The 13112-nt window shown below is 64.0% G+C and carries 11 protein-coding genes; 8 read left to right on the top strand and 3 right to left on the bottom strand.

All coding sequences use genetic code 11. The annotated features are described in order from the left end of the window. Window positions 1-19 precede the first annotated feature (19 nt). The gene (locus tag H559_RS0102905) at window positions 20-658 is read right to left on the bottom strand and encodes a thiol:disulfide interchange protein DsbA/DsbL (protein ID WP_028451454.1); all 639 of its coding nucleotides are present in this window, start codon (window positions 656-658) and stop codon (window positions 20-22) included. Window positions 659-711: 53 nt separating this feature from the next. Further along, window positions 712-1362, bottom strand: a complete 651-nt coding sequence (locus H559_RS0102910; protein ID WP_028451455.1) for an SPOR domain-containing protein — start codon at window positions 1360-1362, stop codon at window positions 712-714. Window positions 1363-1558: 196 nt separating this feature from the next. Between H559_RS0102910 and H559_RS0102915 the strand changes: the two genes are divergently transcribed. The 4 genes from H559_RS0102915 (at window position 1559) to H559_RS18570 (ending at window position 6279) form a co-directional block, all read left to right on the top strand. Further along, window positions 1559-2716: an imelysin family protein gene (locus H559_RS0102915; RefSeq protein WP_028451456.1), complete on the top strand. Its 1158-nt coding sequence runs from the start codon at window positions 1559-1561 to the stop codon at window positions 2714-2716. A gap of 71 nt (window positions 2717-2787) precedes the next feature. After that, window positions 2788-4194, top strand: coding sequence for a di-heme oxidoreductase family protein (locus H559_RS0102920; protein ID WP_028451457.1), 1407 nt, complete (start codon window positions 2788-2790; stop codon window positions 4192-4194). Between the two features lie 28 nt (window positions 4195-4222). Beyond that, window positions 4223-5221 (top strand): imelysin family protein, encoded by a 999-nt coding sequence (locus tag H559_RS0102925; RefSeq protein WP_028451458.1) that lies wholly within the window; start codon window positions 4223-4225, stop codon window positions 5219-5221. Window positions 5222-5223: 2 nt separating this feature from the next. Next, window positions 5224-6279, top strand: a complete 1056-nt coding sequence (locus H559_RS18570; RefSeq protein WP_051278857.1) for a DUF1513 domain-containing protein — start codon at window positions 5224-5226, stop codon at window positions 6277-6279. Between the two features lie 229 nt (window positions 6280-6508). On the opposite strand, the gene H559_RS21285 is transcribed toward H559_RS18570, so the two are convergent. Beyond that, complete coding sequence (locus H559_RS21285) at window positions 6509-7447, bottom strand: helix-turn-helix transcriptional regulator (RefSeq protein ID WP_211230885.1); 939 nt, start codon at window positions 7445-7447, stop codon at window positions 6509-6511. A gap of 164 nt (window positions 7448-7611) precedes the next feature. On the opposite strand from H559_RS21285, the gene H559_RS0102940 reads away from it, so the two are divergent. The 4 genes from H559_RS0102940 to H559_RS0102955 all read left to right on the top strand — a co-directional run bounded on the left by H559_RS0102940 (window position 7612) and on the right by H559_RS0102955 (window position 12627). Beyond that, window positions 7612-9591: a TonB-dependent receptor domain-containing protein gene (locus tag H559_RS0102940; protein WP_028451460.1), complete on the top strand. Its 1980-nt coding sequence runs from the start codon at window positions 7612-7614 to the stop codon at window positions 9589-9591. 116 nt (window positions 9592-9707) lie between these two features. Continuing rightward, window positions 9708-10811, top strand: a complete 1104-nt coding sequence (locus H559_RS0102945) for an ABC transporter substrate-binding protein (RefSeq protein ID WP_028451461.1) — start codon at window positions 9708-9710, stop codon at window positions 10809-10811. Beyond that, window positions 10811-11866 (top strand): FecCD family ABC transporter permease, encoded by a 1056-nt coding sequence (locus H559_RS0102950; protein ID WP_051278858.1) that lies wholly within the window; start codon window positions 10811-10813, stop codon window positions 11864-11866. The genes H559_RS0102945 and H559_RS0102950 overlap by 1 nt, the downstream gene beginning before the upstream one ends. After that, window positions 11863-12627, top strand: a complete 765-nt coding sequence (locus H559_RS0102955; protein ID WP_028451463.1) for an ABC transporter ATP-binding protein — start codon at window positions 11863-11865, stop codon at window positions 12625-12627. Before H559_RS0102950 ends, H559_RS0102955 begins: the two co-directional genes overlap by 4 nt. The last annotated feature ends 485 nt before the right edge of the window (window positions 12628-13112 follow it).

Consider the following 13112-nt stretch of genomic DNA (forward strand, 5'->3'; position numbering starts at 1 on the left):
TTTGCACTGCCGGGATGGCTTATTTCTTTTTACCGCCCTTCGCACGCTCTTGAGCCAGCAGCGCATCAACCGTCTGCAATACTGACGCTTCTTCCGACGCATTCGCCGGCAGCGCAATATAGCGGCCACTGACAACAAAACGCGGCACGCCATCCACGCCGTAATCGCGCGTCATCTTGGCCAGATTGCTCTGCATCACACCCATGCTGAAGCCGTTATAGATTGCCTTGAATTTCTCGACATCGACCTGCTGGGTTTTCAACCAGGCATAGAGCACGTCTTCCTTGCGCAGCTCCAGCTTGTCCTGGAAGATCGCCTTGAATACAGCCGGCTGCAGCTTGGTATCAAGCCCCATTGCCTGCAGGGTCAGAAAGAGTTTCACATGCCCTTCGCGACTGGGATCTTCCCAGTTGATGTGGACGCGGCGGAAATTCACGTCCTTTGGCAGCTTGCCAGCCCAGGCTTCGACAGCTGGATTGATGGAATTGCAGTGAGGGCAGGCATACCAGAAAAATTCGATCACTTCGAGTTTGCCCGGCTGGCTAACCGGCTGCGGCCGGTCCATCAGCTTGTAATCCTTGCCCTGCTGCAGCGCCGCACTTGCCGTGCCGGCAGCCATCAAGCCGAAAACCACTACCAGTTTGCTCAACCAGCGCATCTTCCAATCCTTGTTTGCGTTAAATCGGTGAAATGAACAGTGATGCCGCTGGCTTACTTGCCGCGGATCACGGTGCTGTCGATACCATTGCTCTTGAGTTGCGCCCGCACCTTGTCCAGCTCTTCATTGCTGGAGTAGGGGCCGATGCGCACACGATGCCACACGCCCTTGTCCGGCACTTCGCTGGTCAGGATGCGCGACTCGACGCCAATCAGGGCAAGCTTGGCCTTCAGATTATCGGCATCTGCCTCATTCTGGAAAGCCCCGGCCTGCAACCAGCCACCTTTGGCAACAGGTGCACTGGCGCGCGATGCCGCACTGGCATCCGGCCGCGGCTTGGGAGCCGGCGTCGCGGTTGGAGCCGGGCGCGCTGGTTTGGTTTCCGTCTCGGGCAGCATTTTGTAAAAATCGAACTGCGTGGTGCTGGCTTCCGCCGGCGCACTGCCCACCTCGGGCGCGGCGACTTCATCCTTGTCGCGCTTGGGGCGCATAACTTCAGGCTTGGCTTCCGGTGTCTGCGATGCCGCCGCGCTCTGGCTGGCCGGTACCTTGCTGGCAAACGGGCTGGCGCTGCGGTTCAGATAGATGGTTACGCCCACAGCAATCGCAACGCCGATGAACAGGCCAATCAGGAGGCCGGCGAGCATGGAGCTGCCGCCCGAGGAGTGGCCGGATGAGCGGGGCTTGCGGGAAGGAGCTGGCATGCGAAAGAAATCTCCGTAGCGTTTCTTGGCTGGATGTGCGCGGGATTATACGCTCGCCTGCGCCGGAACCACCATGCGCATGCTCACACACCGCCGAACGCAGGAAAAGCCGCACGAAAACGCGAACCATTTGCATTGCCGGCAAAACCTACTTGATAATGGATGTCATTAGCAAATCAGTAAGGCGCGTTCCGTCATGAAATCCTTCGTCCCCAGCTCCTGGCTTGTCGGTGCATTGCTCGCCATCAGCTTATCTACACAGGTATCTGCCGCAAACATCAAAAAGAAAATGGTTGTAGAGCAATACTCCACCATTGTATACAGCAGCTACAGCGACACCCTCGCCGCCGCCCGCGATCTGCAGGCCAGCATCAACACCTTTGTGGCTGCGCCGAGCGAAGATAGTCTTCTGCAGGCGCGCAAAGCCTGGCTGGAAGCGCGCGAATGGTATGGCCAGACTGAAGCGTTCCGCTTTTACGGCGGCCCGATCGATAGCGACACGGGCCCGGAGGGCATGATCAACGCCTGGCCGCTCGACGAGGCCTATATCGACAGCGTCAAGGGCAAGCCGAAAGCCGGCATCATCAACAACCCCAAGGTCAAAATCGATGCCGCCACCCTGCGCAAGCTGAACGAGCGCGGGGGCGAGGAAAACATTGCCACCGGCTGGCACGCGATCGAATTCCTGCTGTGGGGTCAGGATTTCAGCAAATCCAGCGCCGGCAACCGCCCCTACACCGACTTCACCACGGCACCCAATGCCGAACGCCGCAGACTGTATCTGCAAACCGTCGCCGCCATGCTCGTCGAGGATCTGGCCACCGTGCAAAAAGAATGGGCGCCTGACAACAAGGACAATTACCGCGCGAAATTTGTCGCCGGTGGCGAAGCCAGCATCAGGAAAATGCTGACCGGCATCGGTACGCTCAGCCGTGGTGAACTGGCAGGCGAGCGCATCGAAGTCGCCATGGACACACAGAACCAGGAAGACGAGCACAGCTGCTTCGCGGACAACACCCATCGCGACATCGTAACCAATGCCAAGGGCATCCAGAACGTCTGGGAAGGCCGCTATGTGACGCGCGATGGCAAGACGCTTGAAGGCGCAAGCCTCAAGGCGCTGGTTGCCGAGAAAAACGCCGACGTCGCCGGCAAGGTATCGCAGCAGATCGCCGAAACCGTGACACTGGCCGGGCAGATCCAGGCGCCCTTCGATCAGGAAATCATCGGCAAGAAGGACGCACCGGGCCGCAAGCGCGTACAGGCAGTCATCGACGCACTGAAGGCGCAGACCAAGGCACTGGTGGAAGCCGCTCAGGCACTCGGCATCAAGCGCCTGAATACCAGCGTTTAAGCCGTAAAACCGGCTCATTCCCGGCCCCGCGGCAGTGCTGCGGGGCTTTTGCGTTCATCAGGAAAACCGCAATGCGTCTGAAACCTTCACTGCTGCTCCCTGCACTGCTGCTGGCCGGCTCGGTGCTCGCGTACGAAACCCATGCCGTGCTGGCCATGCTGGAGGCCGGCGAAGAATTGCCTGGCGGCGAAGCAGGCACGACGGACGATTTTGGCAAGAATGCGTTTTCGCTGCCGATGCCGGGCCTGAGCGACCGGCAGAAAACCGATTTCGTCGTTGGCAATTCGTTTTTCAAGAAACCCTGGGTTGAAGCGCCCTCGTCAACCACAGCACGCGATGGGCTCGGGCCGCATTTCATCGCGCACTCCTGTGGCGCCTGCCATGCGCTTGATGGCCGCGGCGCGCCACCCGATTTCGAAAACGGCATCCAGCAGGATCAGCCGATGGCGCTGCTGCTGCGCCTGTCCGTTCCCGGCAAAAATGGCCCGCAGCCCGATCCGGTGTATGGCGGCCAGTTCAACAATCGCGCGATTCCCGGCGTGCAGCCCGAGGGCGAGATCGCCATTGCATACACCGAATTGCACGGGCAGTTTGCCGACGGTGAGCCCTATACCCTGCAAAAGCCCAGTTACTCGTTCAGCAAGCTCAACTACGGCCCCCTGCATCGCGATATCCAGGTGTCGCCGCGCATTGCACCGCAGATGATCGGCCTTGGCCTGCTGGAAGCGATTCCGGAAGCTGACATTCTCGCCAATGCCGCCCGCCAGAAAGCCGAGAACAAAGGCATCGCCGGCCAGCCGAATTATGTGTTCGACGCCTTTGCCGGGCGCGAAGTGCTCGGCCGCTTCGGCTGGAAGGCCAATGTCGGCAGCATTGCGCATCAGACCGCAGGCGCTTTCCTTGGCGACATCGGCATTACCTCGAAACACTTTCCGCACGAGGAATGCACCGCCGCGCAAAAGGATTGCAAGCGCGCCCCCAGCGGCGGCAAACCCGAAATCAGCGATGCAAAGCTCGCGCAGGTGATCCTGTATTCACGCACGCTGGCCGTACCGGCGCGGCGCGATGCCGACAGCGCGGAAGCGCTGCGTGGCAAGAAGGTATTTGCTGATAGCCTTTGCATTTCATGCCACACCGCCTCATACACCACAGGGGTATTCAAGCCGGTCCCGCAGCTGGCTGGCCAGAAAATCTGGCCCTACACCGATCTGCTGCTGCACGACATGGGCGAGGGACTGGCCGATCACCGCCCGGATGGCCGCGCCAATGGGCGGCAGTGGAAAACGCCGCCGCTGTGGGGGCTGGGGCTGGTTCCGACGGTCAACGGCCATTCGCGCCTGCTGCACGACGGCCGGGCGCGCAATGCCAGCGAAGCCATCCTGTGGCATGGCGGCGAGGCTGAAGCCAGCAAACAGGCGTATCTCGCGCTGCCCAAGGCCGACCGCGATGCACTGCTCGCCTTTCTGAAATCGCTGTAATCCGCCTGGCTACGCCGAGAACACGCCCATGAAACGACTCACCCTCTCCGCCACATTCGTCCTTGCCGGCCTGCTGTCACATGCCCATGCCGAACCCCAGGTGCCCGACGCGGCCTGGGCCACCGGCTGGCTGGATGCCGGCTACCTGCCCCGCCACGCCGCACTGGCCACGGCGGCCGATGCACTGGCCAGCGCCAGCGACACACTGTGCGCCCACCCCGACAAGGCCTCACTGGAGAAAACGCGCACGGCCTGGCTACAGACGAGCCTCGCCTGGCGCTCGCTCGATGGCGCCTCCGGCGGCCCGATGGTGCTGGAACGACTGGGGCGCAAGATCGACTTCCGCCCGACCCGACCGGCCGACATCGAAGCCAGTCTCGACGCCAGTGCGGCAGAGCGCCGTGACAATGCCGCCACCCGCGGTCTGGCCGCTGCGGAATACCTGCTGTGGGGCGACGCGGAGCCAGCGGCGCAACTCAAGCGCCTGCGTGATCCCGCGCGCTGCCAGGCCCTGCAGGCCATCAGCAACCAGATTGCCAGCGACGTGCACGCACTGGATGCCGGCTGGCAAAGCTACCGCGCGCAGCTTGGCGGCGAATCGGACTTTTTCCGCCAGAATCTGCTCTCGGAACACATCAACCTGATGATCACCGCGCTTGAAGGGCTGCAGAAACGCCTGCCGAAGGATGAAGCACCCAAAGCGGCCAACTACATCGAATGGCGCAGCGGCAGCAGCAAGACCCAGCTGCTGGCGCAAATCGACGGATTCGGCAACGCTTTCTTCGCCAAACCCGGCCCGGCCACACGACTGGATTCGGCACTGGCCGGCAAAATGCAGGAACGCTTTGCCGTAGCCCGCCAGCAATGCAGCACGCTGCCGGACAGGCTGGAAACGAGCGGGGCCGGGAGCCATTCCGCCCGCAAGGCCTGCGGCAAGGCCATCGCGGCACTGAAAACCACGCTGCAGGATGAGGTCGCAGTCGAACTCGATCTGACGCTGGGCTTTACCGAAGGCGATGGCGATTAATCATGGATCGCCGCCGCTTTCTGCTGAGCATGTCCGCCCTCGCGTTGCCACTGCCTGCCCTGGCTGCGACAGGCAATGACACCAGCCTCCCGCGCCTGCTGACCGCAAGCTGGGACGAGGCCGAACCACTGGCCGGCCTCGTTGATGGCAAGCGCATCGCACTGCCCGGGCGCGGTCACGGCATCGTTCCCGTGCCGGGCACGACGGAGGCCTTCATTGTCAGCCGCCGGCTGGGCCGCTGGCTCGCGCGCGTCGACTGGCGGCAGGGGCAATTGCTGCAGCGCATTGATGCGGAGTTCGACCGGCATTTCTTCGGCCACGCCATCCTGAGCCCCGACGGCAAAACACTGCTCACGACCGAAAACAACGACGAAACAAGCCAGGGCATGATCGGCCGCTATGACGCCCGCACGCTGCAGCGCATCGACGAGCTGCCGACCTTCGGTATCGGCCCGCATGAATTGCTGTGGCTGGAGCCAGGCAAAATCCTTGCCGTTGCCAACGGCGGCATCCTCACGCTGCCGGAAACCGGCCGCACCAAGCTCAACCGCGGCCAGATGCTGCCTTCGCTGGTACTGCTGGAATGGCCGTCGGGCAAGCTGCTTTCTGAACATGTGCTGGACGACAAGGCGCTGAGCATCCGCCATCTGGCGCGATGCCGTGACGGCACGCTGGGTATCGCGCTGCAGGCGGAATACCCGGAGGCGGCCGCGCACCGCAACGCACCGCTGCTGGCCACCCTGCGCGACGGCGTGTTCCGGCTGGCCGAACAGCCCGAGGCGCTGATGGGCTACGGCGCGAGCATAGCCGCAGCGGGGGACGAATTCCTCGTCAGCGCCATGCGCGGCAACCGGCTCGCACGCTGGCGCAGCAACGGCACACCGCTGCCGGCGCTCGCCGTGCCGCGCCCTGCCGGCATCGCCAGCGATGGCCGGCAGGCCTGGATCAGCAGTGAAGCGGGCGGCCTTTACGGGTATACGCCGGAGACGGCTGCGCTGTTTGAGCTGAGCGGGCTACCGGCACGCCGCTGGGACAACCATCTCGTGCTGCTGCGCTGATGTGCTTCCCAGTACAAGGCTGAGGCCATGCCGCAGCGGCCTTCTGCAGGGGCGCTGCGGCAATCCAGCCCTGGTCACAGAGCCCCTATACAGTGCAGCGTATAAATCCACAACCATTTAAATTAAAAGGCTACATAGATATACCCATGCCAGTGCAATCAGCGGCCGGGTGCGACCTGCGGCAAAACTGCAGCGACAGGCAAGCGCGGAGAGCCCCCCCCGGCAATAATCAGCCCATGCGCGCCAGCTCGCGTGGCGTGACACCGAAGGCACGCTTGCAGGCCGTCGCGAAGTTGGCCGGCGAGCTGTAGCCAACCTCCAGTGCCACGGCCGTCACCGGCATGCCCTGCTGCAGTTGGCGGCGCGCCATCTCCAGGCGGTAGTGACGCAGATAATCTGCAATGCTGCGACCGGTCTGGCTGCGGAACTGTTTCTGCAGCGTCGTCGGATTGGTGCCAAATTCGCGCGCCAGTTCAGCCAGCGACTTGCCCTCGGCGTCACCGGCATGCAGGCAATCGAGCAGGCGGGCGATCCGCTGGCGGGCTCGCGCATCGGCTACTGGTGCTTCTGTCACTTTGCCCGCCAGTGCCGGCAAGGCAGCGAGCAACAGCTCCAGCGCCCAGCTTTCCTGCTGCAGACGCAGCCAGGGCGATGCCGCCTCGTGACTGGCGAGCAGGCGTTCAGCCAGCTGGCGCAGGGCTGCCGGCGCTTGGCTGCTGCGGCACGCCAGCGCAGTGTCGGCCAGCCGGGCTAGCGGCAAGTCGTCTGCCAGCGCAGCCAGCCCGGACTGCTCCAGCCACTCGGCTCCCAGAGTCAGCACCACCTGCCGCTGTGTACATGCCTGCGGCACGATGCGGCGAAACGGCGTGGGTGCACTTGCCGCCAGCAGTACGCAGCCGGCATCCGGCCCGCCCAGCGCCACGCTATTCTTGCCGATGCAGGCGCAGGCCTCGCCTTCCAGCATCACGATGAGCTTGAGTCCGGCCGGGATTTCTCCCTGCCCGGTCAACGCCCGATCGAACACCACACTCGTGCCGTGCAGCGACAGGCCCGGGCGCAACTCGCAATCGACAAAATGCCCCTGCATCACCGGCCGTGACAGGCCATCGGCCCATAGCGAGCACTCGCTGCCCTGCCGGCGCCATTGCAGCGCGGCGCTGTCGAACATGCCGTCTTCCCGTTTGCCCATTGTTTGTCCCGCAAAGAAGAAATTGCCGCGCGCAAAAGACGTCGCTGTGGCGCGCTGCGAAAATGACATCATTGTAATGATATTTATTCTCATTGAAATAGTGACAGACCGGCCCTGAAGCGGGCATTACAGGAATCTTTGACATGACACAAACCCCGCCCTTCCCCTGCCGCGCACTCGCGGTATTGCTGCCACTCTGCCTCGCCACCCACGCACTGGCCGATGACGCTGTCCAGCTCGCACCCGTCGAGGTCAGCGCCAGCACACCGACGCAGGACGACACACTGCAGCGCGAGGATCTGCTGAAAAGCCAGGCTCACGACCTGAACGACGTCTTCGTTTCCGATCCGGAAATCAGCGTCGGCGGTGGCGGCAACCCGATTTCGCAAAAGATGTATATCCGCGGCATGGAGGAATCGCTGCTGAACCTGAGCATCGACGGCGCCCAGGTCAACAGCAAGATCTACCACCACCAGACCGCGCTGATTCTCGACCCGCTGCTGATCAAACAGGTCGAAGTGGAAAAGGGCACGGCAGCCGCCAGCGCCGGCCCGGGCGCGCTCGGTGGTGCGATCCGCTATGAAACCGTTTCCGCCGGCGACCTGCTGCGCCCCGGCCAGCAGTTCGGTGGCACGCTCACCGGCAGCGTGTTCAGCAACGAGGGCTGGCGCAGTGCAGGCAGCGCATACGGACGCTTTGGCGACAAGGTTGATGCTCTCGTCAGCGGCACGTTGATGGACACCCGCGACTACCAGAACGGCAATGGCGAGACCGTCGCCAATTCGGCCACCGAGCAGCGCAACTATCTGGCGAAAATCGGCGTGCAGCTCACCGACACCCAGCGCCTTGCCGCCAGCTTCCAGCGCAGCACCGACGAAGGCGTGCGCACCGCGCGCGCCAATATGGTCGGCTTCCCGCATCCGGTACTGCCCAACGACCCGATCCCGCAAAGCCTTGAGCGTGATACCGCCACGCTGAAATACAGCGGCCGCCAGCTGGGCTTCGTCGACGGAGTGGATGCCACGCTGTACCGGACTGAAGTCGACAGCGACCGTACCGACAAAAAAGGCCGCAACTGGGGCGAAACGCTGACCACCAGCGGCGCCGATCTGATGCTGAAGAACGCCATCGGTGACCACCTTTTGAAATACGGCCTGAACTGGCGCGAGGAGAAATCTGCCGCCCGCAACATCGCCAACCCCTACAAGCTGACCGGCAGCGGCCGCGAAGACATGCGCGTATTCGGCGGTTTTGTCGAAGGCGAGGCACATTTCGGCAGCGTGACGCTGACCGGCGGCCTGCGCTTTGATGACTACAGCTACACCGACAACCACGACCAGAAATTCGACAGCGACGGCGTCAGCCCCAGCGCCGGCATCCGCTGGCAGGCGCTGGAATCGCTTGAGTTGCGCGCCGGTTATGCCCAGGCGCTGCGTGGTGTCGGCCTGAAGGAAGCCTTCATGCTCGACATCGCCCAGTGGAAAAACAATGCCGACATCAAGGCAGAAGAAGCACACAACAGCGAAATCGGTTTCCGCTTCGGGCAAGGCGGTTTCTCGCTGGAAGGTAATGCCTACCGGCAGATCGTCGAGAACTTCATCACGACCTTCAGCTGCCCGGCCAGCCGTGGCGGCTGCCGAGGCAATGCCGGCAAGGCGGTCATCGACGGCTACGAGCTGGCCGCCCGCTACCGCTGGGGCAACCTGAGCGCAGGCCTGAGCGTGGCGGAAAGCCGGCCGGAGCTTGAAGGCCGCAAATTCAGCGACGGCGATCTGGGGCTGGGCACCAGCACCGGCCGCAGCTGGGTGACGCGTCTCGATTACGCATTGCCCGAATATGGCGTGCAGATGGGCTGGCTCGGCCGCTTTGTCGAATCGCTCGACTACATCCCGGTCGGCAGCACGACAAGCCGCAGCAAGGCCGGCTACGGCGTGCAGAACATCTACATCAGCTGGCTGCCGCTGAAAAACGACACGCTGCGCATCAATCTGGCGGTGAACAACCTCTTCGACCAGCAGTATTACGACCAGGCCACCTACGCGTGGAACGGCTGGCAGGGCAAGACGCTCGGCTACCCCGAGCCGGGCCGCGACGTGCGCCTCGAAGCCAGCTGGAAGTTCTGATCGGCTCCGCATTATCTCTCCATGACACACCCTGGCCCGCCAGTTTTCCGCTGGCGGGTATTTTTCCTTGCAGCGAACGCCGCCAGCCTGTCGCCAGCGGCCCTGGAGCATTTCTCATGCCACGCCTTTTTGCCCTCTTCGCCCTGCTGGCCGCACACACGGCCGGGGCGATCACCCTCACTGACCTGGCCGGCCGCAGCGTCAACGTGCCGCCCAGGGCCGAGCGCATCATCCTCGGCGAAGGTCGCATGCTGGCCAGCCTCGCCATTCTCGACCGCGAGCTGCCGGGCAAGCGCGTGGTCGGCATGCTGGGCGACTTCGAGCAGCTCGACCCCGGCAGCTATGCGCAGTATCGCAAGGTCTACCCGAACCTCGACGGCATCGCCCGCCTGGGCAAGGGCAGCAACAGCTTCAGCGTCGAGGAAGCCATCCGCCTCAAGCCCGACCTGGCCATCTTCAGCCTGCGCGGCCACGGCCCGGACGTGAACGATCACGCCACGCTGGAGCGCCTGAGCAAGGCCGGCATCACCGTCATCTATGTCGACTTCACCAAGGACCCGCTGAAGAATACCGAAGCCAGCATCAGGGTATTGGGCCAGGCACTCGGAAAAGAAAAGGCTGCCGACGAATACCTTGCCTTTTATCGCAAGGAACTCGCCAAAGTGACTGGCGCGCTGGCAAGCAAGCGGCAAAAGCCGACCGTGTTCCTCGAAAGCCGTGTCGGGCTGGCCAACAGCTGCTGCGAAACCCTCACCAACGGCATGCTGGGCACCTACCTTGATGCCGCCGGCGGCGACAATATCGCCCGCCCGCTGGTGCCGGGCGTGGCCGGCACGGTCAGCCTCGAATTCCTGCTGCAGAAGCAACCCGAGTTTTTCATCGCCACCGGCATCGGCAACCCGCTCACCGCGCAGCAGACCGGCAGCAACCGCATCGCGCTCGGCCAGGGCATCAGCGTTGCGACGGCGCAGGCGTCGTTGCAAAAAGCGCTGTCCCGCCCCGGCATTGCCGAGCTGAACGCCGTGCGCAACAAGCGCGCCTACGCGATTTCGCACCAGTTTGCCTACAGCGCGGCCAATGTCGTTGCCGTGCAGCAGATGGCGAAATGGCTGCATCCGGAGCTGTTCCGCCAGCTTGACCCGCAGGCCACGCTGCAGGAGTTCTACCGCCGCTTCCAGCCCGTGCCGCTCACCGGCGTGTTCTGGGCGGAGGTGCGCTGATGGCGGCAGTCAACTCAGTGCAGCCGCTGGCCGTGCAGTACCGGCGGCAGAACCGCTGGCGACTCGTGCTGCTGGTGCTGCTGGTGCTGGCGCTCGGCATGAGTCTGGCCACCGATCTGGCGACCGGCAGCGCCAGCTACCCGCTGAGTGAAGTACTCGCGGGCTTTGCTGATCCGGCCAGCCTCGATGCCGGCATGCGCGTGATCCTGTTCGACGTGCGCCTGCCCTACGCGCTGATGGCGCTGGCTGTCGGCGGTGCGCTCGGGTTGGGCGGCGCACAGCTGCAGACGGTGCTGAACAACCCGCTCGCCAGCCCCTTCACGCTGGGCGTAGCCGCCGCAGCGACACTGGGCGCGTCGCTCACCATCGTGTTCGAACACCACTTGCCGGCACTGCCGCACAACGCGCTGGTACCCGCCGGGGCATTCCTCTGTGCGCTGGGCGTCACCGGGCTGATTTTGCTGCTCAGCCGCTGGCACGGCGGCGGCAGCGACACACTGGTGCTGTTCGGCATTGCGCTCTTGTTCGCGCTGGAAGCGCTGGTGTGGCTGCTGCAATTTCTGGCCGACGCCAACGCGCTGGAGCAGATTGTGTTCTGGTCAATGGGCAATCTGGGGCGCGCGACGCTGACACACGTCGCGCTCGTCGCCACCGTGCTGGCTGTCTGTTTCGTACTGGCGATGCGCCGTGCCTGGGCGCTGACACTGCTGCGCGGCGGTGCGGCACACGCGGCCAGCCTCGGCATCCGCGTCGAGCGCCTGAGCTGGCAGGTGCTGGTGGAAGTCAGCCTGCTGACTGCCGTTGCGCTGGCCTTTGTCGGCACCATCGGCTTTGTCGGCCTGGTCGGCCCGCATATCGCGCGCCTGCTGGTGGGCGAGCAGCACCGCTATTTCCTGCCCGCCAGCGTGCTGTGCGGCGCACTGATGCTGTCGCTGGCGTCGATTGCCAGCAAGAGCATCATCCCGGGCCTCTTGATTCCCATCGGCATCGTCACCGCACTTGTCGGCGTGCCGGTGCTGATCACGCTGATCCTCACCCGCAGGAGCGCGTCATGAGCCTGCAGCTTTCCGACGTTTCCGTCACGCGCGGCAAGGCGCGCATCATCGACGCGCTGAGCCTGCCACCGCTGCCGCCGGGCAGCATGACCGCGCTGATCGGCCCGAATGGTGCCGGCAAATCAACGCTGATCCACGCCATCGCCGGGCTGCTCCCCGCCAGCGGCGAACTGCTGCTCGACGGTCAGCCGCTGCCAGCACTGCCGCGCGACGAGCGCTGTCGCCGCGTCGGCCTGCTGCCGCAAACACTGCCGCAAGCGGCGGGGCTCACCGTTTACGAGCTGCTGCTGGGCGGCCTGCGCACGCTGGGCATCGCGCACGGCGAAGCCGAAACCCGCATCGAGGATGTGCTGCAGCGGCTGCGCCTGACCCCGCTGGCACTACGGCCGCTGGCCACGCTGTCGGGCGGGCAGCGCCAGATGATCGCACTGGCCCAGCTGCTGGCACGCCAGCCCCGCCTGCTGTTGCTGGACGAACCCAGCAGTGCGCTCGACCTGCACTGGCAGCTGGCGATGGTCGAGGCCATCCGCAGCGAGGTGCAGCAACGCCAGAGCATCGCGCTGCTTGCGCTGCACGACATCAATCTGGCACTGCGCAGCTGCGAGCGAGTGATCGTGCTGGCAAACGGCCGCTGCGCCGCCGACGGCGAGCCGCTGACGGTGCTGAGCCCCGACCTGCTGGCCGGCGTCTACGGCATCCGTGGCCAGATCGAGCAGTGCTCGCTGGGGCGACCGGTGTTTGTGCTGGACAAACTGATTTGATGAAGGCCCGGATGAAGCAATGGCTATTCCGTTTTAGCGCCTGCGGCGCGGTGTTTGCATGCCGGGGGTGCCCGGCTGCACGTCAGGGGGCTCTACTGCACCCCACAAAGTCTGCGACTTTGCGGGGGCCCCGCGCTTGCCAAGCCCCCCGACACCCCCAAGGCGCGCCCGCTCCGCAACCCCTTCGGGGTTCCCTGCGATGGCATCGCGTCCTAACTAGCTTGCCATATACCCATGCACAGATAAGACCAAAGTCTAATCAGATAAATGGCTATGGCCATATACCCACTACAAAATCGTCGGAAGACGCTTTGCTTTGTCGACCAACAAGTAACCAACGCTGCTGCTTAGCACGCCCCGCCCTGAAGCTGCCGAGAAGCACAGCAGGCCACAGGGTTTCGCGGGTGAGATGTTTGAGGGCGCAGCCCGAGTTTCGAACCCGCGCTGTGGCCTGCGAGCATCGCAGGGAAGCCGCCGCAGGCGGC

Source organism: Chitinilyticum aquatile DSM 21506, assembly GCF_000430805.1.
Classification (GTDB): domain Bacteria; phylum Pseudomonadota; class Gammaproteobacteria; order Burkholderiales; family Chitinibacteraceae; genus Chitinilyticum; species Chitinilyticum aquatile.